The organism is Pseudarthrobacter sp. MDT1-56, from assembly GCF_059383555.1.
Genome location: NZ_JBWZCK010000001.1, coordinates 440,335 through 467,246 on the forward strand (window position 1 = coordinate 440,335; position 26,912 = coordinate 467,246).

A 26,912-nucleotide genomic window follows, 5' to 3' on the forward strand; every position below is an offset into this window, starting at 1 on the left:
GCCCGGGCCTGCTGCACGTCAGGCCTCGGTGAGCTCTTCCTCCGGATGCCGGACCAGGGTCAGGCGGTAACCCACGTTGCGGACCGTGCTGATCAGGTTCTCGTGGTCAGCGCCGAGTTTGGCCCGCAGACGCCGGACGTGGACGTCCACCGTCCGGGTGCCGCCGTAGTAGTCGTAGCCCCAGACTTCGGTCAGCAGCTGCTGGCGGGTGAAGACCCGGCCGGGGTGCTGCGCCAGGTACTTGAGCAGTTCAAATTCCTTGAAGGTCAGGTTCAGCGGTGCGCCGTTGACCCGGGCGGTGTAGCTGGCCTCATCGATGACGACGCCGGCGGCCCGGATCTCCGTCGGGGCGTCGTCCTGGTCCGGCACGGCCCGGGCGACGCCCAGGCGGATGCGGGCCTCGACCTCGGCAGGTCCGGCGGACTCCAGCAGGATGTCATCGACCGCCCACGCCGAGGACACGGCGGCCATGCCGCCCTCGGTCAGGATCAGCATGAGAGGGGCGCTCAGGCCGGTGGCCTTGAGCAACTGCGTCAGGGAGCGGGCGCCGACGAGGTCTTTGCGGGCGTCCAGCAGGACGATGTCGCAGGGGTCGGTCTCCAGCAGCGCCGTCGGCTCGGCGGGGAGAATATGGACCCGGTGGTTCAGTAGTTCCAGCGCAGGCAGGACGTCCACCGATGAGCCGGTGCTGTTCGTCAGTAACAGGATGTGCGACATGTTTCCTCCAAGGGGTGTCCGCGCATCGTTGGGCGTCTGTAGCTGTGTCTGAGTATACCCAAAGGCCCCTTGCCGGACATGCTTCCGTCACCTGCGTCAGGTTCTTTTGCGACACAAAACGGTCACATAGGGCAGGATTGATCCGTCGGGGCCTGCCGCCCCCATGACGAAAGACCAGGTCGAATTGGGGTCCGCAGTGAGCGAAAGAACGACGATGGCCGGAAGACGAATGACGGATATACACATGTCGGGTATGCAGTGAGGGATTGGTCCATCGGCGCCATCGGCCTGGCCGGACTCGCCGCGATTGTTGGCGCGTCCTACACCTCACCGGAGGCACTCCTGGCGGTGGCGGTGCTCATCGCCGCCGGCGTCGGAATCGGCTGGCCGCATTTCCTGGGCATCCCGGCCAAAAAAACCCTCGCCGTCCTGATCGGCCTGCCGGGCATCGGCGCCGCCGTTGCCGCCACCTACCTTCCCGCCCCGGGTTTCCTGGACTGGACGCCGTCGTTCATGGCTGCCGGCGTGATGGCAATCTTCGTGATGCAGCTGATCCGCGGCACCGGCCAGGCGCAGCGCCTTGAGTCCACGCTCGGTTCGTCCGCCGGCGTTATGTTGTCCTGCCTGGGCGCCGGCTGGATCGCGTGCTCCCGCTTCAATGGCGTCCGCGAGATGGTTCTGGTCGCCGCGATCAGCGCTGGGGTCGCCCTGCTGGCGGGTCTGATCCGCTGGCCGGACCGGGTCGTGGCGCCGCTGGGCGTCGTCGCTGCCGGCCTGGCCGGACCGCTCGCGGGCCTCGTCTTCTCGGACATCGCCGTGCTCCCGGCCGCGATCGTCGGGGTGGTGGTGGGTGCCGTGCTGGTGAGTTTCCGCCGGTTGGTCATCCTCCGCGGTGAATCGCTAAGCTTTGCGGCAGCCCTTGGAATCGGACTGGGCCCGGTGTCCGCCGTCGGTTCGCTGGCTTACTTCATAGACAAACTACTCATCTTCTAAAGCGCTAGGATGGCATCATGTCCGTACTTGCATTTGAAATCTTCTTCCTTGTCCTCCTCGGCGTTGCCAGCCTGGCCATGGCCTGGTTTGCCGGTTTCGTGGTGTACCGCCTCTTCAAAGGCCAGAAGTAACAGCCAGAAATTACTAGCCGTCTTCGTTTCCAGAGGTAGCTGCTGTGCCGATTGAAATACCTACAGATCTGACCCCAGAAATCGTTCCGCTGTCCTGGCTCATTGGTGAGTGGGAGGGCCGAGGCCGGCTGGGGGCCGGGGAAGAGGATTCCGAGCACTTCGTGCAACGCGTCTCCTTTACACACAACGGCCTGCCGTACCTGCAGTACCGTGCCGAGAGCTGGCTGACCGACGACGAGGGAACCAGGTTGCGTCCGTTGACGGTCGAAACAGGTTTTTGGGCCCTGGAGCGCAAGCAGCGCGAGGAAGACGGCGGCCCGGGGCTGATCCCGGCGGACATCGTTCCCGTGCTCAAAAGCGCCGACGAAGTCGAGGCCCTGCGCAACAAGGACGGCGGCTTCGACATCTCCGTCTCGATCTCCCATCCCGGCGGGATCTCGGAGCTGTACTACGGCCAGATCAAGGGCCCGCAGATCCAGCTCAGCACCGACATGGTGATGCGCGGCAGCCACTCCAAGGAGTACACGGCCGCCACCCGGATCTTCGGACTTGTGGACGGCAACCTGCTCTGGCGCTGGGACGTGGCCACGGGCAAGACCCCCGCGGGGGGCAGCGGCCTGGAAGCCCACGCGTCCGCCATCCTTCATAAGGTCACCTGACGGACGTCACGCGGCCCGCCGCCGGACCCGGGCGCGTTGTAAGGGTCTCACTGATTTTCCTTTGTCCGTAGCGACCGCAGGGAGCGCCACAGTGAATACGACAGCTGCTAAGTCCGGGAGGTCTGCCGATTTCAGCGACCTCAAAGCCGTGTACTTCAACGGCACCCTCAAGAAGTCCCCGGAGACGTCCAACACGGAGGGCCTGATCGAGGTCAGCCGCCGGATCATGGAAAAACACGGCGTCAGCACACGGGTCATCCGGACGGTGGACCACGATATCGCCAGCGGCGTCTACCCGGACATGCGCGAGCATGGCTGGCTGACCGATGAATGGCCGGAGCTGTATCCGGCCGTCCAGGAAGCAGACATCGTCGTCGTGGCCGGACCGATCTGGCTGGGCGACAACTCCTCGCAGACCAAGAAGCTGATCGAACGCCTCTACGCGCACTCCGGTGAGCTCAACGACAAGGGCCAGTGGGCGTTTTATCCCAAGGTGGGCGGCTGCCTCATCACCGGCAACGAGGACGGCATCAAGCATTGCGCCATGAACGTCCTCTACAGCCTCCAGCACGTCGGCTTCACCATCCCGCCGCAGGCCGACGCCGGCTGGATTGGCGCCGTCGGGCCGGGCCCGAGCTACCTCGACGAAGGCTCCGGCGGTCCGGAAAGCGACTTCACCAACCGCAACACCACATTCATGACGTGGAACCTGCTGCACCTGGCCCGGATGCTGAAGGACGCCGGCGGCATCCCCGCCTACGGAAACCTGCCCGAGGCCTGGAAAGCCGGGACAAGGTTTGACTTCGAGAATCCGGAATACCGCTAGCCCCTAAGGACTTCTACTTCATATGACTATCAAGAGCCCCCTGCTGACGCGCCCTGGCGCCGTCGAAGCCGGCGGCGCTGACGCCGGCGTCGCCTCCCACTACGGCGAACCGCTGCGCGAACAGCGGGCGCTGGCCGCCGGCACCGCCGTCGTGGATCTGTCCCACCGCGGAGTCGTCACCGTCACCGGGCCGGACCGGCTGAGCTGGCTCAACACGCTGTCCTCCCAGCAGCTCACCAACCTGGCGCCCGGGCAGTCCAGCGAACTGTTGCTGCTGAGCGTGCAGGGCCGGATTGAATTCGACGCGCGGGTGGTCGACGACGGCGCAACCACGTGGCTGCTCGTCGAGGCAGCCGAGGCCGCTCCGCTGGCCGAGTGGCTCAACAGGATGAAGTTCATGCTCCGCGTTGAGATCGCCGACGCCTCAGCGGATTGGGCTGTGCTGGGAGCCACCCGCCCGGTCCCGGAGTGGTCCGGCCTGCTGGTCTGGGAAGACCCCTGGCCGCATGTCGGCGCCGGCGGCTACTCCTACGCGGTGGTTGCGGAGGACTCCCACCCCGGGCTGGACCGGCCGTGGTTCGAATACCTTGTCCCGGCCGCCGGGCTGGAAGCCACGGTCGGCGACCGTCCGCTCGCCGGGATCTGGGCCGCCGAGGCGCTGCGCATCGCAGCCTGGCGCCCGCGCTGGGGTGCCGAAACCGACGACAAGACCATCCCGCACGAACTCGATCTGCTCCGCACCGCCGTGCACCTGAACAAGGGCTGCTACAAGGGCCAGGAAACCGTGGCGCGGGTCCACAACCTGGGCCACCCGCCGCGCCGGCTGGTGTTCCTGCAGCTCGACGGCTCACAGCACACCATGCCCGCCGTCGGCAGCGAGGTCCGCTCCGGCGACCGCAGAGTCGGCACCGTGACCTCCGTGGCGCAGCACTACGAGATGGGGCCGGTGGCGCTGGCCGTGGTCAAGCGATCGGTCGCGCCGGAGGACGTCCTGACTGTCCTCGACGGCGACGAGCCCTACACCGCGGCGCAGGAAGTCATTGTGGCTCCCGACGCCGGCCAGGTCGTGGGCCGCCAGACCGGCTTCCTGCGGGGAACGCGATGACCAACAACAGCACCGGACCCGACGACGAGACGCTGGCCCTGGCCCACAAGCTCTTTGACGCCGCCCGCCAGGGGGACTCCGGGCTGCTCGCCGGCTACCTCGCTGCCGGCGTCCCGGCGACCCTGACCAATGAGGCGGGGGACACCCTCCTGATGCTGTCGGCCTACCATGGCCACGCCGACACCGTCCGGCTCATCCTCCAGCACGGCGGAGACGCCAACAGCGCCAACGACCGTGGCCAGACGCCGCTCGCCGGAGCCGTGTTCAAGGGCTACACGGAGGTGGCGCAGGTGCTGGTGGACGCCGGGGCGGACCCCGACGCCGGTACACCCTCCGCCCGCGCGGCCGCGCAAATGTTCGAACGCAACGACATCCTGGCACTGCTGGGCTGACTGCACCCGGAACGCCGGGTCCGGACGCGCCGCACGCCCCCCGGCATCCCCTTCAGCCCCTAAGGAACCCATGGAAAACGTCGCCAGGCCGTGGCCGGCACTCTGGTCGCTGGTGATCGGCTTCTTCATGATCCTGATCGACACCACCATCGTTTCGGTGGCCAATCCCCGCATCATGGAAGGCCTCAACGCCGATATCAACTCGGTGATCTGGGTGACCAGCGCCTACCTCCTCGCCTACGCCGTCCCGCTGCTGATCACCGGCCGGCTGGGTGACCGGTTTGGCCCCAAAAAGCTCTATCTGTCCGGTCTTGTGGTCTTCACCCTGGCCTCGCTCTGGTGCGGGCTCTCCGGCGACGTCCAGACGCTCATCATGGCCCGGGTGCTCCAGGGCTTCGGGGCGGCGATGATGACCCCCCAGACCATGGCGGTCATCACCCGGATCTTCCCGCCGGACCGGCGCGGCGCGGCGATGGGCATCTGGGGCGCCACGGCCGGCGTCGCCACCCTCGTGGGACCGATCCTCGGCGGCGTCCTGGTGGACGGACTTGGCTGGGAATGGATCTTCTTCATCAACGTCCCGGTGGGCATCGCCGGCTTCTTCCTCGCGCTGCGCTATGTGCCGGCCCTGAGCACCCACCCGCACAAGTTCGACATCCCCGGCGTGCTGCTCAGCGCCGTCGGGCTGTTCCTGCTGGTGTTCGGCATCCAGGAAGGCGAGACCTACAACTGGGGCACCATCGCCGGACCCATCACGGTGTGGGGGCTGATCATCTCCGGAATCGCCGTGCTGGTGGTGTTTGTTGTGTGGCAAAAAGTGAACAAGGGCGAGCCGCTGCTGCCGCTGTCCCTCTTCAAGGACCGCAACTTCTCCCTGGCCAACATCGGCATCACCACCGTGGGTTTCACCGTGACCGCGTTCACGCTGCCGCTGATCTTCTACTACCAGATGGTCCGGGGCCTGACCCCGACCCAATCCGCGTTGATGATGGTGCCCATGGCGGTGATCTCGGGTGGGCTGGCCCCTGTGGTGGGCAGGTTCATTGACCGCGTCAACCCGAAATACATCACCGCGGCCGGCCTGGTCCTGATGTCCGTGGCGCTGTTCTGGAACGCCTTCCTGATGCACCCGGACACGCCGATCTGGCTGTTCCTGCTGCCCAGCGCGGTGCTCGGCTTCGCGAACGCCGGCATCTGGGCTCCGCTGAGCACTACCGCCACCCGGAACCTGCCGCCCCTGCAGGCCGGCGCCGGCGCCGGCGTCTACAACACCACCCGCCAGATTGGTGCCGTCCTGGGCAGCGCCGCCATCGCGGTGCTGATCCAGGCGAGGCTCGCGGCGGAACTCCCGGCAGCTCCGGGAGGGGCCGGGGAGGCCAGCCCGATGTCGTTTGGCGGTGCCCTGCCCGCTGCCCTGCAGGAGGGCTTCTCGACGGCGATGGGCCAGTCCATGCTGCTGCCCGCCGCGGTGATCCTGCTCGGCGCGGCGGTGGCGCTGTTCTTCGCCAAGCCCCAGCCAATGCAGGGCTGGGGCACGGCCCCCGGCTCCCCGGCGAAGGCCGCCGCAGGCGAACCCGCCGCGGCCCAGCCAGGCTGAGGCCACCCGGCCTCCGGATCAGCCCAGCAGGACGCTGGTCTGGATGCCGCCGGCGGTGAAGCCCAGGCTGCGGGCGATGGCAAGTGAGCCTTTGTTGCTGACGTCGGAGCGCCACTGCAGCGTCAGCCCGGAGGCGAGTGCCTCATGGGCCGCGATGGAGGCTGCCAGGGAGCCCAGTCCCCGGCGGCGCCACTCCGGTGCCACCAGAACCCCCATTTGCGCCAGGATGCCCTCCCATTCGGTGTAGGCACCGCACGCCACGGGGGTCCGGCGGCCGTCCTCCGCATGCAGGATGGTGAAGCGGTGCTCCAGGCCCGCGAGGCCCACTTCGTTGACGTCATCCGGCGGGCAGGCGGCTTCCAGCTCGATCGCTTCCGGATGGCCGTGCGAGACGGTCAGCTCCTCCGCGGGCTGCCGGAGGGGCAGGTCGTCTGCGAAGAACAGCGCGGCGGCGCCGAGCCCGTGGCCGCCGTGGTCCCGGGTGATGGTCAAGAGCGTCACATGCTGCGCGAGTTCCTCGTCGGCCAGCCCGACGGCGGCGTCCAGGGCCCACTGCGGGCCCACCAGGGCTGAGTTGCCGAACAGCCGGACGAACTGGACGGCGCGGGCCGCGTCGTCGGCGCGCGTGATCCGGACTCCCGCGGCGGCGGCAAAGGCGCCGTCGTCGAGCCCCAGGCGGCGGGCCCACGCGAGCTGGATGATGTCGACCGAACCGGGCTCAAGTGTCATGCCTCCAGCCTACCCACGGGCGTGCCGACCCCGGCCGGGGGCTCAGCCGAAGAGGACCGCGGCTTCGTCGTAGCGGTACTTCGGCACGGTCTTGAGGTTGCCGAGCGCAGCGTCGAAGCCTACATGGACGATGTCGGTGCCGTTGAGGGACACCATGGTGCCCCAGCGTTCTTCCACGACGGAGTCAATGGCCGCCATGCCCAGACGGGTCGCCAGCACACGGTCGAACGCGGTGGGGACCCCGCCGCGCTGGATGTGGCCCAGCACAGTCGCCCGGGTTTCGATGCCCGTCAGGGCCTCCAGTTCCGGGGCCAGCCGTTCGGAGATCCCGCCCAGCCGCGGACGGCCGAAGGTGTCCAGCCCGCGTTCGGAGTGCGGTGTTTCCTGGTCATCCGGGACGAACCCCTCCGCGACGACGACGAGCGGTGCGCGGCCGCGGTCGCGCGCCGAGATCACCCATTCGGCGATCTGCTCCATCGAGGCCTTCTGCTCCGGGATCAGGATGGCGTGGGCGCCGGAGGCCATGCCGGCGTGCAGCGCGATCCAGCCCACATGGCGGCCCATTACCTCGGCGATCATGCAGCGGTGGTGGGACTCTCCCGTGGTGCGCAGCCGGTCGATCGCCTCGGTGGCAATCTCGACGGCGGTGTCGAAGCCGAAGGTGTAGTCCGTCGCGTCGAGGTCGTTGTCGACGGTCTTGGGGACGCCGACGATCTTCAGGCCGGCGTCGGTGAGCCGCTTGGCTGCGGCAAGGGTGCCCTCGCCGCCGATGGCGATGAGGGCGTCGATGCCCAGCCGGTCCATGTTGGCCTTGATGACCTCGGGCCCGCCGTTGTTCTCAAACGGGTTGGTGCGGGAGGTGCCCAGGATGGTCCCGCCCTGCTTGGCGATGCCGCGGACCATGGTGCGGGGGATATCGATGATGTCGCCCTCGACCACGCCGCGCCAGCCGTCAAGGAATCCCACGAATTCGTGGCCATGGACGGCGATGCCCTTCAGGACGGCGCCACGGATGACGGCGTTCAGTCCGGGGCAGTCTCCGCCGCTGGTGAGGATTCCAATTTTCATGTTTCGGCTCAAATCCTGGCTCGAAGGGTTACAGGCAGAGCGCCACGCTGAGCTCACCTAAAGTCTAGTGGCGCATGTGGGGCAGGACACAAACGATGACAACGCGAAGTGCCCCTGCCGGGGAGGCAGGGGCACTTGACGACATTGCAGAGGGGGCCTCAGGGGCGGTTCGGGCGCTTCGCTAGGAACGTCTCGAGGATGATGGCGTTCCGCTGGTCCGGCAGGAGCAGCCAGGCCGCGACATATAGGACGAAGGCTGGTCCGGGCAGCAGGGCGAAGAGCAGGACCGCGATCCTGACGAACGCAACATCCACGTTCAGCTTGGCGGCGATTCCGCCGCAGACACCGCCCAACCAGCGCTGCGGACCACGTTTCAGGCCAAGGCCCCGGACGGTGCTATAGAACTTTTCCATGGGTCAAGACTTCCTTGTCGATGCGTCTTTGTCACGTCCGCGGGCCGAGAGAAGCCCGCCGATCACGAGTGCCGCGCCGGCGCCAATCATCAGGCCGATCACCACATAGGTGCCGTTGAGCGCCACGATGCCGAGCTGGGCGACGATGATGAGGACGGCGAGAGCCACCACGATCAGCCCCCAGACGATGGTGCCGACGCGGGCCGGGGAATCCTCCGGCGGCTCCGGGGGACCGGACCGCAGGGGAGCGGCGGGGCGGCTGTCCTCCGTGCTGCCGGTCGGTGCGTCATAGCTGCTCATGTCAGTTCCCTTCCCTGATGGTGACGTTGCTGAAAGTACCGTCGATCTCCACGATCAGCGTCTCTCCCGGCTTGTCGGTGTTGTAGTTGCTCTGTTGGGTGGTCATGCCACCGTGGTTCTGGCTGCCCTCATTGAGGTTGCCCATGGTCATGTCGGCGCGGATCTGCACCGGAACGGTGTCCGGGATGACCACCGTGAGGTTGCTTGCCGTTGCGTCGATGGGGACCACCAGGTCGGCCCTCAGCGGCGGGATGACCGCGAGCCTCGTCAGGTCCACGGTCCCGGTCCCGGCTGTGATGTCGAAACCGGCCCGGGCCTGCTCGATGCTCACCGGTGACCAGTCGGCGTTCTGCGGGCGGAAGCGGTCGCCGTTCGGAAGCACGCTGTAAATGCCGCCAGTGATCAGGGCGACCACGGCGAAGAATCCGAGGATGCCCGAGGTGCGGCCCCTGAGGCCGGCGAAGAGGATACCGAAACCCAGGACCACCGCGGCGCTGGCCCAGACGACAGCGTTGCTGGAGGTGCCGAGGTCGATCACGTTCGCGACGTCGAGGGCCTTGAGGCCGCCGCCCACCAGCAGGGCGATGCCCGCGGTGACCGCGACGGCGGGGGCGCCGGGGCCGAAGTTCCGGTTCTTGTCCGGCGGGATGGGGCCGCCGCCGGGTACCGGCTGGTAGCCGCCCCCTGGGGGAGGAGTGGGACCGGCGGGCGGAGGCGTACCCCAGCCCGGGCCGGGAACCGTGGACTCACCGTAGCCGCGGTAGCCGGTCGCGGCGAAGGAAGCCGTCGGCGTTGACGGTGTAAACGAAGTTGTCGGCGTTGTCGGTGGTGTCGTGTTCGGCGGGTAGCCGGGGTTTGCCGGGCCGCCGGACTGGGGGCTCGAGGACATCGGGGTGACTCCGTTCCGGGAGTTGTTGCGCTGTGTCAGGTAGTAGATGAGGTAGATGGCGCCAGCTACCCAGACGACGGTCCAGATGAGGGCGCCGAAGCCGTAGCGGTCCCAGCCCCAGACCCCGGTGCCCAGGCTGGGGAAGCCGATGATGGTGGTGATCAGGGCACCGGTCATCCCGGATGACCAGCGGCCGGCGGCGGCCTCCTGGACATGGATGCGGCCGTCGGGTTCGGGCAGGAGGGCCCAGGCGATGCCGTAGAGGAGGACGCCGACGCCGGCGAAGACCGTCAGGACGACCAGGATGCCGCGGACAATCAGCGGGTCGACGCCCAGGCGCTGGGCGATGCCGCTGGCGACGCCCCCGACCCAGCGCTCGCGGCCACGGTACACGCCCTGGCTGCGGATCCAGTCGAAGAAATTCTGCGGCTGGCTGCCGGCCGGCGGGGGTGTCGGGCCGTAGTAGTGAGGCGGTGGAGGCGGCGGAGGCGGCGGCGTGCCACCTGCCCCGGCGCCGGGCCCGCCGCCGGACGAAAAGTCCAGGGGGAGGGTCGCGGAAGTATCCGGCGGACGAGTGGCGGAGGTGTCTGCCGAGGGAGGCTGGTCCGCGGCGGAACCGCGGGAGGCGTCGGCGCCGGCGCTGGCCGGAAAGTCCAAGGGGAGGGTCGCGGAAGTGTCCAGCGGAAGGGTGGCGGACGTGTCTGCCGTCTGCCCGGCTTTGCGGCCCGCAGGGTCGGGGCCTTCATCGGGGTGCTCAGTGTGCGGATTCATACTTCGATCCTCCCGTCCGCTTCGGGTCCGCTCTACTGGGGAACACCCTGAACTGTCCCTGAGTCACCCCCGGTTAGGGCTGCAAACGGGTCCGGGGCACCCTGATCCATGCTTGGATTGAGTCATGACAACCGCCGCTTCGCGCCCGCCGCTGGTCCGCGGCAGCGATCGGGTGATTGCCGGGGTCTGTGTCGGCCTCGCCCAGCACCTGGGCTGGCCGGTGCGTATGGTCCGCCTCGGCATGGCGTTGGCCGCGCTCGCCGGCGGCGCCGGCGTCGCCTTCTACGCCTGGCTCTGGATCATGGTTCCCACCGCGGACGAAAGCGCCAAGCGCGACGCGCGCCAGCCGGCGTCGCCGATTGCCCCGGCCGTCAGCGCACCGTTCGCGGCCCCCTTTGCCGGGCCCGCCGACCCCCTCACGGCCGCCTCGTCGCCGGGACCGGCCGCAGCTGCGGGCAACGCAGCCGGGGGAGCGGCGGCCGCACCGGTCGGGGCGGTTGCTGCCGACTCCTGGCGGAGCCGTGTCACCGGCATGCGCTACGGCAAGGAGATCCTGCTCGGGGCGGGTCTGTTGCTGGCTGCCGGCATCCTGATCGCCCGCCTGCTCGGTGTTGATGTTCCGCTCGGGACCCTCATCCCGGTGGCGGCCATTTTGGGCGGCGCCGCCATCGCCTGGATGCAACTGGACGAGACCCGCCGGGCCGGCCTCGTGGACAAGACCAAAGCCGACCAGGCCGGCGGCTGGGCCCGGCTTGCGGCCGGGTTGGCCCTTGTGGTGACCGGTGTCCTGGTCATGGTGTCCGGCTCCGGGTCCTGGGAACAGACCTGGCTGGCCCTGCTGTCCTCGGTGGCGGTGCTCGGCGGCGTGGCCCTGGTCCTCCTGCCCTGGGGGCTGAAGTTCTGGCGGGACCTGGAGACGGAGCGGGCCGGCCGGGTCCGCGCAACCGAGCGGGCCGAGATCGCCGCCCACCTGCACGATTCCGTGCTGCAGACGCTGGCCCTGATCCAGCGCCGCGCCGGCAACGAGACCGACGTCGTCCGGCTTGCCCGTGCCCAGGAGCGCGAGCTGCGGGGCTGGCTGTACCGGGATCCGGCCAAGGAAGCCGGGCAGCTGTCCGAGGGCATCAACACCGCGGCGGCGGAAGTGGAGGACTCCCTGGGCCACGCGGTGGAGGTGGTCACGGTGGGCGACTGCGCCATGACCGAACGCCACGAGGCACTGGTCCAGGCCGCCCGGGAGGCCATGCTGAACGCGGCCCGGCACGGCGGCGGCGCCGTCTCGGTGTACCTGGAAGTCACCGACGGCGCGGCGGAGGTCTTCGTGAAGGACCGCGGCCCCGGTTTCGATCCGGACGCCGTCCCCGCTGACCGGATGGGAATCCGCGAGTCGATTGTCGGCCGGATGAACCGCCACGGCGGCACGGCCACCATCACCAGCACCCAGGACGGCACCGAGGTGCGGCTCAGGCTGCCCCTCCCCACGGGAGTGCCCGCCGGCGCCACCACCAGCAACAGCAACGGAGAGGCAAGACTGTGAACAACACCGAAGCGAGGACCCCTGCCCGGGGGATCCGGGTGGTGATCGTGGACGACCACGCCATCTTCCGGTCCGGCCTGAAGGCGGACCTGGACCCGGACATCGTCGTAGCCGGCGAGGCCGGAACGGTGGAGGACGCCGTCGCCGTGATCGCTGCCGTGCGTCCCGACGTCGTTCTCCTCGACGTCCACCTGCCAGGCGGACTCGGCGGCGGAGGACGCGAAGTGCTGGCCGGCTCCGCGCCCCTGCTGGGCAGCACCCGGTTCCTGGCCCTGAGCGTCTCGGACGCGGCCGAGGACGTCGTCTCGGTGATCCGGGCCGGGGCCCGCGGCTACGTCACCAAGACCATTTCCGGAACACAAATATCCGACGCCGTCCGCCGCGTCGCAGGCGGGGACGCGGTCTTCTCGCCCCGGCTGGCGGGTTTTGTGCTGGACGCCTTCGGTACCGCCCCGGCGGACATTGCCGACGACGAGCTGGACAGGCTCTCCGCCCGCGAGCTCGAGGTGATGCGGCTCATCGCCCGCGGCTACAGCTACAAGGAAGTCGCGAAGGAGCTGTTCATCTCGATCAAGACCGTGGAGACCCACGTCTCGGCGGTGCTGCGCAAACTCCAGCTCTCCAGCCGGCACGAACTCACCCGCTGGGCTGCCGAACGCCGGCTCCTCTAGCCAGGATGCGCTGTCACTTAGGGTCCTTATCGCGCCGGAATAAGGACCCTAAGTGATAGCGCATCGGGGGTTTGGGGCTGCTATTTCGCCTTGCCGAGGAAGTCCTGCAGCCGGGCGACGCCGGTGGCGAGGTCCTCGTCGCCCAGGGCGTAGGAGAGGCGCAGGTAGCCGGAGGGGCCAAAAGCCTCACCCGGAACCACGGCCACTTCGACCTCTTCCAGGATCAGGGTGGCCAGCTCCGCCGACGTCGACGGCCGGACGGGACCCTTCGCGGCGGGGAATTCCTTGCCGAGCAGGGCACGGACGTCCGCGTAGACGTAGAAGGCGCCCTTCGGCGTCGGGCATTCGACCCCTTCGATCGCATTCAGCCCGGCCACGATGGCTTTGCGGCGGCGGTCGAAGGCGACTTTCATCTCGTCGACGGCGGTCAGCGGCCCGGACACGGCGGCGAGGGCAGCCATCTGCGGGATGTTGGAGACGTTGGACGTGGCGTGCGACTGAAGGTTGGTGGCGGCCTTTATAACGTCGGCCGGACCGATCATCCAGCCCACGCGCCAGCCGGTCATGGCATAGGTCTTGGCAACACCGTTGAGGATGACAACCTTGTCGCCCAGCTCGGGGACGGCCGTGGCAATCGAGGTGAAGGGCATGCCGTCGTAGGTCAGGTGCTCATAGATCTCGTCCGTGACCACCCACAGGCCCCTGGCAGCGGCCCACTGGCCGATTTCCCTGACCTGCTCCGGTGTGTACACGGCGCCGGTGGGGTTGGAAGGGGAGACGAAGAGCAGGATCTTGGTGCGGTCCGTGAGGGCGGCCTCGAGCTGCGCCACCGTGACCAGGTATTCCTGCTCCGGTCCGGCGAAGACCTCGACCGGCACGCCTCCCGCGAGCCGGATGGCCTCCGGGTAAGTGGTCCAGAACGGCGTGGGAACAATGACCTCGTCGCCCGGATCAAGCAGTGTGGCGAAGGTGTTGTACACGGCCTGCTTACCGCCGTTGGTGACCAGCACCTGGGCTGCCTCGGCCTTGTAACCGGAATCCCGGAACGTCTTGTCCGCGATCGCCTGCTTCAGCTCCGGCAGGCCACCTGCCGGCGAATAGCGGTGGTACTTGGGCTGGCCGGCGGCTTCGATGGCTGCCTGCACGATGTAATCGGGGGTCGGGAAGTCCGGCTCGCCGGCGCCGAAGCCGATGACTGGGCGGCCCGCCGCCTTCAGCGCCTTCGCCTTGGCATCAACAGCCAATGTGGCGGATTCGGCTATGGCGGAAATTCGCTGTGAAATGCGGGCGGCAGGCATCGCGGGTCCATTCTTCGCTAGCAGCTTCGGTGGCTGTTTGTGGGATTCGACGGAACCTACTCTATGCTGTTCACCGGATCGTCCGCGGTGCCGGGATGGAAATGTGACTGCATGTTCATCAGGAGGTTTTTCCAGCTGGTTTGAGTGGCTGGATTTCTCTGCGAGGCGGGGGTCCGTGAGGGCCGGTTCGACGTAGGCGCAGTTGTTGCGTAGACTGGTTCTCCGGTGTTGAAAACACGATGATGGTCTGCGCCTCAGGGAAGTCTGGGGAATCGGGCCGGAACCGGTTTTCGATCCATAGGGTAGTGGCGCAATTGGTAGCGCAGCGGTCTCCAAAACCGCAGGTTGCAGGTTCGAGTCCTGTCTGCCCTGCGCAAGCTGTTTCGGTTTCTCCGGAACTAGCGCAGCAACCATGGTTCAGTTCAGAGCCGGGTATCCGACATTGCGAGGATGAGTGAGAACCAGGTGACCGAAACGGCTGCAAGCAGCTCCAGTGGCCGCCCCGCCAAGAATGCCCCCAAGGCAGGCTTCTTCTCTCGCATCGCGCTCTTCGTCCGCCAGGTCATCGGCGAACTGAAGAAGGTCGTTGCACCGACCCGCAAGGAACTGATCAACTACACCCTCGTGGTGCTGGTGTTCGTGGTCATCATGATGCTCATCGTCACCCTGCTGGATCTGGCCTTCGGGACCGGAGTGGGCTGGGTCTTCGGCGGCACGGGCCCCACGGACAGCTAAGGCGACCGGTCCGCAGACTGCGTGGATTACCACCGGGATTCCGGAGGTTCCGCGGGGTGTGCGGAATTGAGTCATTTAAATAGGCATGTTTAGCAATGAGGAAGCAGGAGACCAAGTGTCTGAGCAGGAGCTCGAGGTAACTGAGACTGAGCTGGATAAGAGCCAGGACGCCGCGGTGGAAGCCGGGGAAGAGTCCGAGGCTGTGTCTGCTGCGCCCGAATCCGACGTCGCTGACGAGGCCGTTGACACGGCAGAGGCCGCCGCTGACGATTCCGCCGAGGTTGACGAGGCAGACACAGCCGCCGGCGAAGAAGCCGACGACGAGTCGGGCGACGCGCTGGCCGCTGCTGCAGCCGCCGCCGAGGTCGATCCGGCCGACGAGTTCAAGGCCAAGCTGCGCCGCCAGGAAGGTGACTGGTACGTCATCCACTCCTATGCCGGCTACGAGAACCGCGTCAAGGCCAACCTTGAAACCCGCATCCAGACCCTGGACATGGAAGATTACATCTTCGAAATCCAGGTTCCGATGGAGGAAGTCGTTGAGATCAAGAATGCTCAGCGCAAGGTCATCAACCGCGTCCGCATCCCCGGTTACGTCCTGGTCCGCATGGACCTGACGGATGCCTCCTGGGGCGCCGTCCGCCACACCCCCGGCGTCACCGGCTTCGTGGGCAACGCCCACAACCCGGTCCCGCTGCGCCTCGACGAGGTCTTCTCCATGCTCGCCCCGGTCTTCGAAGAAGAGCAGGCCGAGAAGGGCAAGCCGGTCAAGCACGCTGCCGCGCAGGTCGACGTCGACTTCGAGGTTGGCGAGTCCGTCATCGTCAAGGAAGGTCCCTTCGAGACCCTTCCGGCCACGATCTCGGAAATCAAGGTGGACTCCCAGACCCTCGTGGTGTTGGTCTCCATCTTCGAGCGCGAGACCCCGGTCACGCTGGCCTTCAACCAGGTCAGCAAGATCTAGTCATCCCCACAGAATTCGCCCCGGACTGCCCGCTTTAGCAGCCAGGGGCGGCCGGCCGCCTCGCCATGGCGGCCAACAACCTGAGGCACGCTCCTGTGTCCCAGGACGTAATTGAGAGAAGGACCCTACATTGGCTCCCAAGAAGAAGGTCACCGGCCTCATCAAGCTGCAGATCCAGGCAGGTGCCGCTAACCCGGCCCCGCCGATCGGTCCTGCGCTTGGCCAGCACGGTGTCAACATCATGGAATTCTGCAAGGCGTACAACGCTGCGACGGAAGCCCAGCGCGGCAACGTTATTCCTGTTGAAATCACGGTCTACGAGGACCGTTCATTCACGTTCATCACCAAGACCCCGCCGGCCGCGGAGCTCATCAAGAAGGCTGCAGGCGTTGCAAAGGGTTCACCGACCCCGCACACCGTCAAGGTTGCCAAGCTGACCCAGGCCCAGGTCAACGAGATCGCCACCACCAAGATGGAAGACCTCAACGCCACCAGCCTGGAAGGCGCCGCCAAGATCATCGCCGGCACCGCCCGTTCCATGGGTATCACCGTCGAAGGCTAATAGCCTTTTCCGCCGGGCAACCGGCACCACCTAAACATTGAGATGTTGAAAATCCGGGACGGACAAACCGTCCGGAGTTCCAACTGTGGCAGGGCCCAGCGCGGTCCGCAGACCACAACTGCACAAGGAGAATAAGCAGCATGGCAAAGCGCAGCAAAGCATATGAGGCAGCCGCAGCCAAGATCGACGCGGAGAAGTTCTACGCGCCGTTCGAGGCAGTGACGCTGGCCAAGGACACCAACCCGTCCAAGTTCGACGCCACCGTTGAGGTTGCTTTCCGCCTGGGTGTAGACCCGCGTAAGGCTGACCAGATGGTCCGCGGCACCGTCAACCTGCCGCACGGCACCGGTAAGGTCGCCCGCGTCCTCGTTTTCGCCACGGGCGACAAGGCTGAGGCAGCAATCGCAGCCGGCGCCGACTTCGTTGGTTCCGATGACCTGATCGAAAAGATCGCAGCCGGCTGGACCGACTTCGACGCCGCCGTCGCGACCCCTGACCTCATGGGCAAGGTTGGCCGCCTCGGTAAGGTCCTGGGTCCGCGTAACCTGATGCCGAACCCGAAGACCGGCACCGTGACCGCTGACGTCGCCAAGGCCGTCAACGACATCAAGGGCGGCAAGATCGACTTCCGCGTCGACAAGCACTCGAACCTGCACTTCATCATCGGCAAGGTTTCCTTCGACGCCCTCAAGCTGGCCGAGAACTACGCAGCCGCTCTGGAAGAGGTCCTCCGCCTCAAGCCGTCCGCTTCCAAGGGCCGCTACATCCAGAAGGCCACCGTCGCCACGACGTTTGGCCCGGGCATCTCGGTTGACCCCAACGTCACCAAGGTCCTGACCGAGGTCTAAGCTTCACCCGTTTTACGCTAGGCAACAGGAAGACCGTCCCGCATCCGCGGGGCGGTCTTTCTGCGTTCCGGGGCACCGGTTAGGCTGTCCCGGTGACTGCCGCGCCGTACCGCATTGAACGCCTCCTGATTCCGGATGCCCTCGGTTCCCCGGACTCCGGTAACTTCCTCGAGTTCAGCAAACTCAGCGACGCCCTGGTGCTGGAGACCTGGGGCAACCTGGACCGCGCCACCCCGGCTGAGGCCCGGCTCCGCTACTGGAGGGACGACGCCTACAAGCGCCTGCAGCTTTTCTTCGTCCGTGTGGGCGGCCGGATGGTCGCGCGGTCCTGGATCCGTTACGAGCTCCAGGACAACCTGCGCAGCGCGCTCGTCCATGTGGACGTCCTGAACGACTTCGCCGGCCGCGGGATCGGACGGACCCTGCTGGCCCATGCCGAGGCCCTGGCGGCCGCAGACGGCCGCACCGTCCTGATGACGTTCACGGAGCACCCTGCCGACTTCGACGCCGAGGGCCCGGACGTTCTCCGGCCCGCCACCGGTACCGGCGCGCTGCCGGCATCCGCGCGCGCGGTCCGCTTCGCGCAGCAGGCGGGCTACCGACTGGAGCAGGTGGAGCGGTTCAGCTCCCTCGCCATGCCGCCGGCACCGGCCTTGCTGGACGCCCTGGAGCGCGAGGCGCTGGCCAGGGCGGAAGCGTACGAGCTGCTCACCTGGACCGACCATTGCCCGGAGGCGTATGTGGAGCAAATGGCCGTGCTGATGTCCCGCATGAGCACGGACGCGCCGACGGGCGGGCTTAGCTATGACGAAGAGACCTGGGACGCCGCCCGCGTCCGGCACGTGGAGGAGACCTGGAAGCAGGCCGGAAACACCTCGCTCGTCACCGCTGCCCGGCACCGCGAACGCGACGAACTGGCGGCCTACTCCGTGCTCGAACTGGCGCCCGGCAAACCGTGGCTGGCAGACCAGGACGACACCCTGGTCGCCGCCGGCCACCGCGGGCACCGCCTGGGCATGCTGGTGAAAATCCGCAACCTCCGCCGCCTGCTCGCCGGATACCCGGCGGTGGAACGGGTCAACACGTTCAACGCCGCGGAGAACGACCATATGCTCGCCATCAACGTCGCGCTCGGTTTCCGGCCCGCAGGCTACGACGGCGAATGGCAGCGGAGAGTCGACGCCACCGGCCGGGAACCGTAGTGGTCCCGACGCAGGTCACTGATGGAACGCCGGCGCAAACCGGCATATGCTGACGGTGGAGCCCTGCTATTGCAGGAAATCCGGTACCCGTAGATGGCAGAACAGCTGGGGATGATGCCCGTTATGGCAAACGACGTACGGATTGAACAGCTATGGATCCCCGATTCGCTGGACGGGCCGGACGCCGCCGACTTCATTGCCGCCGTCGAAGTGGGCCGCAAGGTGCGCATGCAAACCTGGGGCAGCGACGATCTGGCCTACGCACCGCGGGAGAAGTTGCTCGAAATGGCGGATCCCTACGAGCGCCAGGTGATTCTCGTGGCCAAGATTGGCGGGGAGATCGTCGGAACAGTTGATATCGCGCTGCCTCTCTCGGAGAACCTCGACCTGGCCGAATTCGACCTGGACGTCCTGCCGGAGTTCCAGGGCCGGGGCGTCGGCCGGCAACTGCTTGAGGCCGCGGAGCACTTCGCCCGCGACGAGGGCCGCCACACCATCCTGATTGACACAAACCATCCGAGGTCCTCCCTGGGGGACAATGAAGCCGGTCAGCTGGTGCCCGGCACGGGCCTAGGCTTCGTACCGGTGAACAGCCGGGAGGTGGAGTTCGCCCGCCACAGCGGCTACACCCTCCAGCACATCGAGCAATTCAGCGCCTGCGCGCTGCCGCTGGACAGCGAGCTCGTGGAGGAGCTGCATACCGAGGCCGAGGAAGCCAACGACGGCCGCTACCGCCTGCACCATTGGACGGACCGGTGCCCGGAGCAGTGGCTTGAGGCTGTCGCGGCGCTGGAAAACAGTGCGGGCGAAGACGGCGTGCCCGGGGTCGACGACACCGACATAGTGTTCGACGGCGGCATCCTCCGTGAGGCGGAAGACGTCGCCATTGCGCAGGGCCGCCGGACGGTGGTCACCGCCGTCGAACACATTAACAGCGGTGTACTCGTTGGCCTGACCACCATCAGCGTCCTCGCGATGCGCCCCGACGTCGTGTTCCAGGACGACACCGTGGTCCTGCGGGAGCACCGCGGCAACAAGCTGGGCCTGCTGATCAAGGTCGCTAACATGGAGCGGCTCTCCGAGCAGTTCCCGGATGCCCGGGTCCTCTACACCTGGAACGCACCCGAAAACCGGTACCTGCTCAAGGTCAACCTGCAGCTGGGGTTCAAGACCGCCGGTGTGACGGGGATCTGGCAAAAGGAGCTTCCGGATTTCAGCCCCAGCAGCAGCTGAACCGCACTCCCGTCGCCCGATTTGGAGCACACGCCCCGGGTCGCGTAAGCTGGGGGGACCAAAGACCGTCGGTTGTTGGAAATCCACTCTCCCAAGCAAGACTCACTTCTGCAGTCGCGCCGGGAGAGCCAGTGGATCTCCAGACGAAGGACCCTGAACATAGGGCGGCCGGCGCAGGTGAACGAAGCAAAGCTCCGCAGTCATGGACTGCGTCGAGACAAGCCCCGTGCATCTGCGCGGGGCGTTTTTAGTTTTTAGCTCTTTTGAGCGGGGACCGGGAAACACCGGCACTATCCCCGGAAGGAGGGTTATGGCAACGCCTAGCAAGGTTTCAGCAGTAGCTGAGATCACTAACGATTTCAAGGAATCGAACGCCGCTGTCCTGACCGAATACCGTGGGCTCACCGTTGCACAGCTCAAGCAGCTGCGTGTCTCTCTCGGCCAGGACACCAAGTTCTCGGTCGTCAAGAACACCCTGACCGCTATTGCAGCCAAGGAAGCTGGTGTCGAAGCATTCGACGGCCAGCTCGCCGGCCCCACTGCAATCGCGTTCATCAAGGGTGACGCAGTTGCCGCTGCCAAGAGCCTGACGGATTTTGCCAAGACCAACAAGCAGCTGGTTATCAAGACCGGTTACTTCGAGGGCAAGGCACTGAACGCCAGCGAAGTTGCTGCCCTGGCAGCACTCGAGTCCCGCGAGCTGCAGCTTGCCAAGGTTGCAGGCATCCTCAAGGCTCCTGCTGCCGCTGCTGTCCGCATCATCGACGCACTGCGCCTCAAGCTTGAAGAAGAGAACGGTGCACCGGCTGAAGCCGAAGCGCCCGCCGCTGACGAAGCCCCGGCCGACGCAGCAGCTGAAGCTCCGGCTGACGCCGCCGCTGAAGCTCCGGCCGACGCTGCAGCCCCCGAAGAGAACTAACTCTCTAAACCAGACTCCGGTGCGAAGGCACGGCTCCGGCCGCCGAGCACCACTATAGGAAGGACGCCACACCATGGCGAAGCTCACCAACGAAGAGCTCATTGAAGCTTTCAAGGAACTGACCATCATCGAACTCTCTGAGTTCGTCAAGCTCTTCGAAGAGACCTTCGAAGTTACGGCTGCTGCTGTTGCAGTTGCTGGCCCCGCTGCCGGCGGCGCTGCAGAAGAAGAAGAGCAGACCGCATTCGACGTCATCCTGGAGCACCCGGGCGACAAGAAGATTGCAGTCATCAAGGAAGTTCGCGCGATCACTTCCCTGGGCCTCAAGGAAGCCAAGGACGTTGTTGACAGCGCTCCGAAGGCCATCCTCGAAGGTGTCACCAAGGAAGCAGCCGAGAAGGCTGTTGCACAGCTCGAAGAAGCCGGCGCTCGCGTTACCCTCAAGTAACTCGCCGCTTCAGGACCTGTCCGGGAACCCCGCGTTCCCGTTCCGCTCCGGGAAACCCCGTCCACTCCGGTGGGCGGGGTTTCCTGCGTTAAGCGCCTAATGAAACCCTTCAGGACTGAGCACGGGCCGGCCGCACCTCCACCGGCCGCGCGGGGGAGGAGTTAACCCGGGGGAGTTAACCCGCGCGGGCCAGATCGGCCGGGTGGGTCAGTTTGGTTCGGAGATGTCCGCTACGACGGCTGCGAGGGCGGCGGTCATGGCGTCGGCGTCCACGAAGGCGCTGTAGCCGTGCTCCCCGGCACCCATGGATATCCTGCGTCCGGTGATGCTCCGGTCCGCATAAACCGGCCAGGCCACGGTGCTTCCGAGCGGGGTAATGGTGCCGCGCTCGTAGCCCGTGGCGGCCAGGGCCACGTCCGCGGTCGGAAGGGACAGCTTGTTTACCCCGATCAGCCCGCGGAGCTTGGGCCAGGAGATCTGCCGGTCGCCCGGAATCAGGGCGAACAGGAAACTGCCGTCCTTGTGTTTGACCACCAGGGACTTCACGATGTCCCCGGGCTGGATCCCCAGGATCCGGGCCGCCTCCACCAGGCTGTTCGCGGCCAGGCGCTCCACAAGCTGGACGCTGAGGCCGCGGGCGGCGGCGTCAGCCAGGAACCGCTCGCGGCCGGTGGCGCCACCACCATCGGCGGTCCCACCACTTTTCAGGCCCTGCCCGGGCAACACGGGGTCCGGCACGGCGTTCAGTCGCGGAACAGCAGGAGCGCTTCGCCCTGGCCGCCGCCGCCGCAGAGGGAAACCGCAGCTTTGCCGGCACCGCGCCGTTTCAGCTCGTGCGCCGCGTGCAGGGCAAGGCGGGCACCGGAGGCACCGATCGGGTGGCCCACGGCGATCGCACCGCCATGGATGTTGCACTTCTCCAGGGGGTAGTCGAGGTCCTTGAGCGACTGAACGGCGACGGAGCCGAAGGCCTCGTTGATCTCGATGAAGTCCAGGTCCGCGGCGGACCAGCCGGCCTTGTCCAGCGCGCTCTTGATCGCGTTGGAGGGCTGGGAGTGCAGCGAGTTGTCCGGTCCGGCCACCTGCCCGGGTTTCCCGACGACGGCGAGGTACTCAAGCCCGTTGTCCTCGGCAAACTTCCGCGAGGACAGCACCAGGGCGGAGGCGCCGTCGGACAGGGGAGAGGAGTTGCCGGCGGTGATGGTGCCGTCCGTGACGAACGCCGCCCGCAGCCCGGCCAGCGAACTGACGGTCGTGTCCGGCCGGATGCCTTCATCCGCGGCCAGGATGACCGGGTCCCCCTTGCGCTGCTTGACGCTGATCGGGGCGATTTCGCCGTCGAACACGCCGTCCTTCGCGGCACGGGCGGCGCGCTGGTGGGACGCTGCCGCCACCTCGTCCTGGGACGTGCGGTCGATCCCCAGCGTGAGGTTTTTGGTCTCGGTGGACAGGCCCATGGACTGCCCGTCGAAAGCGTCGGTCAGGCCGTCATGGGCCGCGACGTCGAGCGCCTGGATGGAACCGTAGGTCCAGCCCTGCCGGGAGCCGGGGAGGAGGTGCGGTGCGCGGCTCATGGACTCCTGGCCGCCGGCGACGACGACCGTGGCGTCGCCGCTGCGGATCATCCGCGCCGCATCGATCACCGCGGTCAGCCCGGACAGGCAGACCTTGTTGATGGTCACGGTGGGAACGTTCCAGCCGATGCCGGCGCCGATGGCGCTCTGGCGGGCGGGGTTCTGGCCTGCCCCGGCCTGCAGCACCTGGCCCATGATCACCGAGTCCACCTGCTCGGCCTTTACTCCGCTGGCGGCCAGCGCCGCGCGGATGGCGTGCGCGCCGAGCTCCACGGCCGTGAAGCTGGCGAGCTGCCCGTTGAGGCGTCCCTGGGGCGTGCGGGCGGCGGCGAGGATGACAACATCATTGTTGTCTGCAGAGTTGCTCATGGTTTTCTCTTCCGATCTTGAACGATGTACAGCAAGGTTATCGTGACCCCAGTCACGGAGCCATCTGCCGGCCGAGAGGGTGCCGCGATCCGCGGGCGTTATACCTCATCCGGAAGCCGGGGCCAGTGCTTGCAATCCCGGACGAAGTGGGGTAGACAAGTAGGTTGCTTTGCCGTATCGTAGATATTTGCGTCTTCCCTGTTTACCTTCAGCCTTCATATAGCGGTGGGCTTAGCCTGGCAGCTGCGCCGTCAATGTGCCGTCAACAACGGCACCAACATGGCCAGCGCGGGTCCCGGGTCATATAGCGGAACCGGATTGGTAGCACTGCGGAGTCACTCCGCAGGGTGCATAACGGGGGAGATCTGAAAACGCCTGAAGGTCTGTGGAAGGATCCCTCTTGGTCGCCTCGAGCACCTCTAATGTAAACAACGCTGCAACCGCTATCAATGCCGACAGCACCGACGGTGCAACCCGCCGGCTCTCATTCGCAAAGATTCACGAACCTCTTGACGTTCCGAATCTGCTTGCCCTGCAAACGGACAGCTTTGACTGGCTGGTCGGAAACGAACGCTGGCAGGCACGCGTAGCCAAGGCCGTCGAAGAAGGCGACCTCAGCGTCGCCACCTCGTCGGGTCTGTCCGACATCTTCGAAGAGATCTCCCCGATCGAGGATTTCCAGGGCACCATGTCCCTGAGCTTCTCCGAACCGGAGTTCGCTGATCCGAAGTACACCATGGCCGAGTGCAAGGACCGGGACGCAACGTACTCGGCTCCGCTGTACGTCAAGGCCGAATTCATGAACAACAACACGGGCGAAATCAAGCAGCAGACCGTGTTCATGGGTGACTTCCCGCTGATGACCGAGAAGGGCACCTTCGTCGTCAACGGCACCGAGCGTGTCGTTGTCTCGCAGCTGGTCCGCTCCCCGGGCGCCTACTTTGAGCGCACCGCCGACAAGACCAGCGACAAGGACATCTTCACCGCGAAGATCATCCCGTCCCGCGGCGCCTGGTTTGAACTCGAAATCGACAAGCGCGACCAGGTCGGCGTTCGCCTCGACCGCAAGCGCAAGCAGTCCGTCACGGTACTGCTGAAGGCCCTCGGCTGGACCGAAGGCCAGATCCTCGAAGAGTTCGGCCAGTACGACTCCATGCGCGCAACGCTGGAGAAGGACGCCACCGAAACCCGCGAAGACGCCTTGCTGGACATCTACCGGAAGCTGCGACCGGGCGAGCCGCCCACGGTCGAGGCTGCCCAGTCCCTGCTGGACAACCTGTACTTCAACTCCAAGCGCTACGATCTGGCCAAGGTTGGCCGCTACAAGATCAACCGCAAGCTCGGCATCGACCGCTCCCTTGGTGACAAGGAAGCGTCTGTCCTGCACGTTGAAGACATCGTCGCCATGATCAAGTTCCTCGTTGCCCTGCACGCCGGTGAGAAGACCCTCAGGGGCAAGCGCGACGGCCAGGACCACGAGCTGCGCGTTGAGATCGATGACATCGACCACTTCGGCAACCGCCGCATCCGCGCCGTCGGCGAGCTCATCGAGAACCAGGTCCGCACCGGCCTGTCCCGTATGGAGCGCGTTGTCCGCGAGCGTATGACGACCCAGGACGTCGAGGCCATCACGCCGCAGACGCTGATCAACATCCGCCCCGTCGTGGCAGCGATCAAGGAGTTCTTCGGAACCTCCCAGCTGTCCCAGTTCATGGACCAGAACAACCCGCTGTCGGGTCTGACCCACAAGCGCCGCCTGTCGGCTCTTGGCCCGGGTGGTCTGTCCCGTGACCGTGCAGGCATGGAAGTCCGAGACGTTCACCCGTCCCACTACGGACGTATGTGCCCCATCGAAACTCCTGAAGGCCCGAACATTGGCCTGATCGGTTCGCTGGCTTCCTACGGACGCATCAACCCGTTCGGTTTCATCGAGACCCCCTACCGCCTGGTGGCCGAGGGTGTCGTCTCCGATGAGGTCCAGTACCTCACCGCCGACGACGAAGCAGAGGTCCTGATTGCACAGGCCAACGCTCCGCTCGACGAAAACAAGAAGTTCGCCGAAGAGACCGTCCTGGTCCGCGCCCGTGGTGGTGGAGGCGAGCCCGTGCTGGTTCCCGCCGCCGACGTCGAGTTCATGGACGTTTCCCCGCGCCAGATGGTGTCCGTGGCTACCGCCCTGATCCCGTTCCTGGAGCATGACGATGCTAACCGCGCACTCATGGGTGCCAACATGCAGCGCCAGGCCGTGCCGCTGGTCCGTTCCGAGGCGCCGTTCGTCGGCACCGGCATGGAACGCGCCGCTGCAGTCGACGCCGGTGACGTCACCATCGCGAAGAAGGCCGGTGTGGTCACCGAGGTTTCCGCCGAGCTGGTCATCATGCTCAACGATGACGGCACGGAAACCAACTACCGGATCAACAAGTTCGCCCGCTCCAACCAGGGCAACTGCTACAACAACCGCGTTCTGGTGAGCGAAGGCCAGCGCCTGGAGGTCGGCGGCATCATCGCTGACGGCCCGGCAACGGACCAGGGCGAACTGGCCCTCGGTAAGAACCTGCTCGTGGCATTCATGTCATGGGAAGGCCACAACTTCGAGGATGCCATCATCCTGTCCCAGCGCATCGTGGCTGAGGACGTTCTTTCCTCCATCCACATCGAGGAGCACGAGATCGATGCCCGCGACACCAAGCTTGGTGCCGAGGAAATCACCCGTGACATCCCCAACGTGTCCGAGGAAGTCCTGGCTGGCCTGGACGAGCGCGGCATCATCCACATCGGTGCCGAGGTTGAAGCAGGCGACATCCTGGTCGGAAAGGTCACGCCCAAGGGCGAGACCGAGCTGACCCCGGAAGAGCGCCTGCTGCGCGCCATCTTCGGTGAGAAGTCCCGCGAAGTGCGCGACACCTCCCTGAAGGTTCCGCACGGCGAGTCCGGCACCGTCATCGGTGTCCGCGTCTTCGACCGCGACAACGACGACGAGCTGCCCCCGGGTGTCAACCAGCTGGTCCGCGTCTACGTGGCGGCCAAGCGCAAGATCACCGACGGCGACAAGCTCGCCGGCCGTCACGGCAACAAGGGTGTTATCTCCAAGATCCTCCCGATCGAGGACATGCCCTTCCTTGCCGACGGTACCCCCGTTGATATTGTCCTGAACCCGCTGGGTGTTCCGGGCCGTATGAACGTCGGCCAGGTGCTGGAAACGCACCTCGGCTGGGTTGCCAAGACCGGCTGGAAGATCGAGGGCGAGCCCGAGTGGGTCAAGCAGCTGCCGAACCTGCCGCGCGAGAGTGGCTCGACCACTGTTGCAACGCCGGTCTTCGACGGTGCGCGTGAAGAGGAAATCACTGGTCTCCTCGACTCCACCAACGTCACCCGCGACGGTGTCCGCCTGATCAACTCCTCAGGCAAGACCCGCCTGTTCGACGGCCGCTCCGGCGAGCCGTTCCCGGATCCGATCTCGGTCGGCTACATGTACATCCTGAAGCTCCACCACCTGGTGGACGACAAGATCCACGCGCGCTCCACCGGCCCGTACTCCATGATCACGCAGCAGCCGCTGGGTGGTAAGGCACAGTTCGGTGGCCAGCGCTTCGGTGAAATGGAAGTGTGGGCGCTCGAAGCTTACGGCGCCGCCTACACGCTCCAGGAGCTCCTCACGATCAAGTCGGATGACATCCATGGTCGTGTGAAGGTCTACGAAGCCATCGTCAAGGGCGAGAACATCCCGGAGCCGGGCGTTCCTGAGTCCTTCAAGGTCTTGATCAAGGAAATGCAGTCGCTGTGCCTGAACGTGGAAGTTCTTTCCACGGACGGAACCACAATTGAAATGCGTGACTCTGATGACGCAGTCTTCACGGCTGCGGAAGAACTGGGCATCGATCTGTCTCGTGCAGAGCCCAGTTCCGTAGAAGAGGTTTAGCAGGTGGGGTTCGACGGCGGGTTACCCCCCGCCGTCGAACGCC

The 26,912-nt window shown here is 66.2% G+C and carries 26 protein-coding genes and 1 tRNA gene; 18 read left to right on the top strand and 9 right to left on the bottom strand.

The annotated features are described in order from the left end of the window. Positions 1 to 18: 18 nt before the first annotated feature. On the bottom strand, positions 19 to 717 hold the full coding sequence (locus tag AC50YC_RS02140) for a winged helix-turn-helix transcriptional regulator (RefSeq protein WP_307465631.1): 699 nt from the start codon (positions 715 to 717) through the stop codon (positions 19 to 21). 258 nt (positions 718 to 975) lie between these two features. Here AC50YC_RS02140 and AC50YC_RS02145 point away from each other — a divergent pair, with 258 nt between their 5' ends. The 6 genes from AC50YC_RS02145 to AC50YC_RS02170 all read left to right on the top strand — a co-directional run bounded on the left by AC50YC_RS02145 (position 976) and on the right by AC50YC_RS02170 (position 6,420). Then, entirely contained in the window at positions 976 to 1,710 is a 735-nt protein-coding gene (locus AC50YC_RS02145) for a permease (RefSeq protein WP_494951997.1), read from the top strand. A gap of 175 nt (positions 1,711 to 1,885) precedes the next feature. Continuing rightward, entirely contained in the window at positions 1,886 to 2,500 is a 615-nt protein-coding gene (locus AC50YC_RS02150; RefSeq protein ID WP_494951998.1) for a nitrobindin family protein, read from the top strand. Positions 2,501 to 2,591: 91 nt separating this feature from the next. Next, the gene (locus tag AC50YC_RS02155) at positions 2,592 to 3,326 is read left to right on the top strand and encodes a flavodoxin family protein (RefSeq protein WP_494951999.1); all 735 of its coding nucleotides are present in this window, start codon (positions 2,592 to 2,594) and stop codon (positions 3,324 to 3,326) included. A gap of 22 nt (positions 3,327 to 3,348) precedes the next feature. Further along, positions 3,349 to 4,431 carry a CAF17-like 4Fe-4S cluster assembly/insertion protein YgfZ gene (gene ygfZ, locus AC50YC_RS02160; RefSeq protein WP_494952000.1) on the top strand — a complete coding sequence of 361 codons (1,083 nt, stop codon included), beginning with the start codon at positions 3,349 to 3,351 and terminating at the stop codon, positions 4,429 to 4,431. Then, entirely contained in the window at positions 4,428 to 4,823 is a 396-nt protein-coding gene (locus AC50YC_RS02165; RefSeq protein WP_494952001.1) for an ankyrin repeat domain-containing protein, read from the top strand. The genes ygfZ and AC50YC_RS02165 overlap by 4 nt, the downstream gene beginning before the upstream one ends. A gap of 70 nt (positions 4,824 to 4,893) precedes the next feature. After that, entirely contained in the window at positions 4,894 to 6,420 is a 1,527-nt protein-coding gene (locus tag AC50YC_RS02170) for a DHA2 family efflux MFS transporter permease subunit (RefSeq protein ID WP_494952002.1), read from the top strand. Between the two features lie 18 nt (positions 6,421 to 6,438). Here AC50YC_RS02170 and AC50YC_RS02175 read toward each other — a convergent pair whose 3' ends face one another. The 5 genes from AC50YC_RS02175 to AC50YC_RS02195 form a co-directional block, all read right to left on the bottom strand. Continuing rightward, positions 6,439 to 7,149: a GNAT family N-acetyltransferase gene (locus AC50YC_RS02175; protein ID WP_494952003.1), complete on the bottom strand. Its 711-nt coding sequence runs from the start codon at positions 7,147 to 7,149 to the stop codon at positions 6,439 to 6,441. A gap of 42 nt (positions 7,150 to 7,191) precedes the next feature. Next, positions 7,192 to 8,217 carry a 6-phosphofructokinase gene (locus tag AC50YC_RS02180; RefSeq protein WP_494952004.1) on the bottom strand — a complete coding sequence of 342 codons (1,026 nt, stop codon included), beginning with the start codon at positions 8,215 to 8,217 and terminating at the stop codon, positions 7,192 to 7,194. 158 nt (positions 8,218 to 8,375) lie between these two features. Next, positions 8,376 to 8,630 (bottom strand): PspC domain-containing protein, encoded by a 255-nt coding sequence (locus AC50YC_RS02185; protein WP_494952005.1) that lies wholly within the window; start codon positions 8,628 to 8,630, stop codon positions 8,376 to 8,378. Between the two features lie 3 nt (positions 8,631 to 8,633). Continuing rightward, the gene (locus tag AC50YC_RS02190) at positions 8,634 to 8,930 is read right to left on the bottom strand and encodes a hypothetical protein (RefSeq protein ID WP_494952006.1); all 297 of its coding nucleotides are present in this window, start codon (positions 8,928 to 8,930) and stop codon (positions 8,634 to 8,636) included. A 1-nt stretch (position 8,931) separates the two neighbouring features. Beyond that, positions 8,932 to 10,590: a PspC domain-containing protein gene (locus AC50YC_RS02195; protein WP_494952007.1), complete on the bottom strand. Its 1,659-nt coding sequence runs from the start codon at positions 10,588 to 10,590 to the stop codon at positions 8,932 to 8,934. A 124-nt stretch (positions 10,591 to 10,714) separates the two neighbouring features. On the opposite strand from AC50YC_RS02195, the gene AC50YC_RS02200 reads away from it, so the two are divergent. Together AC50YC_RS02200 and AC50YC_RS02205 are read left to right on the top strand one after the other, a co-directional pair. After that, a complete protein-coding gene (locus AC50YC_RS02200; RefSeq protein WP_494952008.1) occupies positions 10,715 to 12,127 on the top strand; it encodes an ATP-binding protein in 1,413 nt (470 codons plus the stop codon). Next, on the top strand, positions 12,124 to 12,798 hold the full coding sequence (locus AC50YC_RS02205; protein ID WP_494952009.1) for a LuxR C-terminal-related transcriptional regulator: 675 nt from the start codon (positions 12,124 to 12,126) through the stop codon (positions 12,796 to 12,798). Before AC50YC_RS02200 ends, AC50YC_RS02205 begins: the two co-directional genes overlap by 4 nt. A gap of 80 nt (positions 12,799 to 12,878) precedes the next feature. Here AC50YC_RS02205 and AC50YC_RS02210 read toward each other — a convergent pair whose 3' ends face one another. Continuing rightward, complete coding sequence (locus AC50YC_RS02210; RefSeq protein ID WP_494952010.1) at positions 12,879 to 14,096, bottom strand: pyridoxal phosphate-dependent aminotransferase; 1,218 nt, start codon at positions 14,094 to 14,096, stop codon at positions 12,879 to 12,881. 299 nt (positions 14,097 to 14,395) lie between these two features. Here AC50YC_RS02210 and AC50YC_RS02215 point away from each other — a divergent pair. The 9 genes from AC50YC_RS02215 (at position 14,396) to rplL (ending at position 21,007) form a co-directional block, all read left to right on the top strand. Next, positions 14,396 to 14,468 (top strand) — tRNA-Trp (locus tag AC50YC_RS02215). 78 nt (positions 14,469 to 14,546) lie between these two features. Next, positions 14,547 to 14,831 (top strand): preprotein translocase subunit SecE, encoded by a 285-nt coding sequence (gene secE / locus AC50YC_RS02220; RefSeq protein WP_494952011.1) that lies wholly within the window; start codon positions 14,547 to 14,549, stop codon positions 14,829 to 14,831. A 115-nt stretch (positions 14,832 to 14,946) separates the two neighbouring features. Then, the gene (gene nusG / locus AC50YC_RS02225) at positions 14,947 to 15,795 is read left to right on the top strand and encodes a transcription termination/antitermination protein NusG (RefSeq protein ID WP_494952012.1); all 849 of its coding nucleotides are present in this window, start codon (positions 14,947 to 14,949) and stop codon (positions 15,793 to 15,795) included. Between the two features lie 130 nt (positions 15,796 to 15,925). Then, a complete protein-coding gene (gene rplK / locus AC50YC_RS02230) occupies positions 15,926 to 16,357 on the top strand; it encodes a 50S ribosomal protein L11 (protein ID WP_024365990.1) in 432 nt (143 codons plus the stop codon). A 140-nt stretch (positions 16,358 to 16,497) separates the two neighbouring features. Beyond that, positions 16,498 to 17,205 carry a 50S ribosomal protein L1 gene (rplA, locus tag AC50YC_RS02235; protein ID WP_104172017.1) on the top strand — a complete coding sequence of 236 codons (708 nt, stop codon included), beginning with the start codon at positions 16,498 to 16,500 and terminating at the stop codon, positions 17,203 to 17,205. 92 nt (positions 17,206 to 17,297) lie between these two features. After that, positions 17,298 to 18,407: a GNAT family N-acetyltransferase gene (locus AC50YC_RS02240; RefSeq protein ID WP_494952013.1), complete on the top strand. Its 1,110-nt coding sequence runs from the start codon at positions 17,298 to 17,300 to the stop codon at positions 18,405 to 18,407. 123 nt (positions 18,408 to 18,530) lie between these two features. Continuing rightward, the gene (locus AC50YC_RS02245) at positions 18,531 to 19,640 is read left to right on the top strand and encodes a GNAT family N-acetyltransferase (RefSeq protein WP_494952014.1); all 1,110 of its coding nucleotides are present in this window, start codon (positions 18,531 to 18,533) and stop codon (positions 19,638 to 19,640) included. A 310-nt stretch (positions 19,641 to 19,950) separates the two neighbouring features. Further along, the gene (gene rplJ, locus AC50YC_RS02250; protein ID WP_307465590.1) at positions 19,951 to 20,559 is read left to right on the top strand and encodes a 50S ribosomal protein L10; all 609 of its coding nucleotides are present in this window, start codon (positions 19,951 to 19,953) and stop codon (positions 20,557 to 20,559) included. A gap of 73 nt (positions 20,560 to 20,632) precedes the next feature. Next, entirely contained in the window at positions 20,633 to 21,007 is a 375-nt protein-coding gene (gene rplL / locus AC50YC_RS02255) for a 50S ribosomal protein L7/L12 (RefSeq protein ID WP_024365995.1), read from the top strand. Between the two features lie 207 nt (positions 21,008 to 21,214). Here the strand turns inward: rplL and AC50YC_RS02260 are convergent, their stop codons facing one another. Both AC50YC_RS02260 and AC50YC_RS02265 read right to left on the bottom strand, forming a co-directional pair. After that, positions 21,215 to 21,715 (bottom strand): aminoacyl-tRNA deacylase, encoded by a 501-nt coding sequence (locus AC50YC_RS02260; protein ID WP_494952169.1) that lies wholly within the window; start codon positions 21,713 to 21,715, stop codon positions 21,215 to 21,217. Between the two features lie 35 nt (positions 21,716 to 21,750). After that, positions 21,751 to 22,950 (bottom strand): acetyl-CoA C-acetyltransferase, encoded by a 1,200-nt coding sequence (locus AC50YC_RS02265; RefSeq protein ID WP_494952015.1) that lies wholly within the window; start codon positions 22,948 to 22,950, stop codon positions 21,751 to 21,753. A gap of 400 nt (positions 22,951 to 23,350) precedes the next feature. On the opposite strand from AC50YC_RS02265, the gene rpoB reads away from it, so the two are divergent. Further along, positions 23,351 to 26,869, top strand: a complete 3,519-nt coding sequence (rpoB, locus tag AC50YC_RS02270) for a DNA-directed RNA polymerase subunit beta (RefSeq protein ID WP_494952016.1) — start codon at positions 23,351 to 23,353, stop codon at positions 26,867 to 26,869. The last annotated feature ends 43 nt before the right edge of the window (positions 26,870 to 26,912 follow it).

Excerpts from the sequence above, each read along its gene's own strand:
- AC50YC_RS02140 (WP_307465631.1), bottom strand. The coding sequence starts at position 717 with ATGTCGCACATCCTGTTACTGACGAACAGCACCGGCTCATCGGTGGAC.
- ygfZ (WP_494952000.1), top strand. The coding sequence starts at position 3,349 with ATGACTATCAAGAGCCCCCTGCTGACGCGCCCTGGCGCCGTCGAAGCC.
- AC50YC_RS02165 (WP_494952001.1), top strand. The coding sequence starts at position 4,428 with ATGACCAACAACAGCACCGGACCCGACGACGAGACGCTGGCCCTGGCC.
- AC50YC_RS02170 (WP_494952002.1), top strand. The coding sequence starts at position 4,894 with ATGGAAAACGTCGCCAGGCCGTGGCCGGCACTCTGGTCGCTGGTGATC.
- AC50YC_RS02175 (WP_494952003.1), bottom strand. The coding sequence starts at position 7,149 with ATGACACTTGAGCCCGGTTCGGTCGACATCATCCAGCTCGCGTGGGCC.
- AC50YC_RS02180 (WP_494952004.1), bottom strand. The coding sequence starts at position 8,217 with ATGAAAATTGGAATCCTCACCAGCGGCGGAGACTGCCCCGGACTGAAC.
- AC50YC_RS02185 (WP_494952005.1), bottom strand. The coding sequence starts at position 8,630 with ATGGAAAAGTTCTATAGCACCGTCCGGGGCCTTGGCCTGAAACGTGGT.
- AC50YC_RS02190 (WP_494952006.1), bottom strand. The coding sequence starts at position 8,930 with ATGAGCAGCTATGACGCACCGACCGGCAGCACGGAGGACAGCCGCCCC.
- AC50YC_RS02195 (WP_494952007.1), bottom strand. The coding sequence starts at position 10,590 with ATGAATCCGCACACTGAGCACCCCGATGAAGGCCCCGACCCTGCGGGC.
- AC50YC_RS02200 (WP_494952008.1), top strand. The coding sequence starts at position 10,715 with ATGACAACCGCCGCTTCGCGCCCGCCGCTGGTCCGCGGCAGCGATCGG.
- AC50YC_RS02210 (WP_494952010.1), bottom strand. The coding sequence starts at position 14,096 with ATGCCTGCCGCCCGCATTTCACAGCGAATTTCCGCCATAGCCGAATCC.
- secE (WP_494952011.1), top strand. The coding sequence starts at position 14,547 with ATGAGTGAGAACCAGGTGACCGAAACGGCTGCAAGCAGCTCCAGTGGC.
- rplA (WP_104172017.1), top strand. The coding sequence starts at position 16,498 with ATGGCAAAGCGCAGCAAAGCATATGAGGCAGCCGCAGCCAAGATCGAC.
- AC50YC_RS02245 (WP_494952014.1), top strand. The coding sequence starts at position 18,531 with ATGGCAAACGACGTACGGATTGAACAGCTATGGATCCCCGATTCGCTG.
- rplJ (WP_307465590.1), top strand. The coding sequence starts at position 19,951 with ATGGCAACGCCTAGCAAGGTTTCAGCAGTAGCTGAGATCACTAACGAT.
- rplL (WP_024365995.1), top strand. The coding sequence starts at position 20,633 with ATGGCGAAGCTCACCAACGAAGAGCTCATTGAAGCTTTCAAGGAACTG.
- AC50YC_RS02265 (WP_494952015.1), bottom strand. The coding sequence starts at position 22,950 with ATGAGCAACTCTGCAGACAACAATGATGTTGTCATCCTCGCCGCCGCC.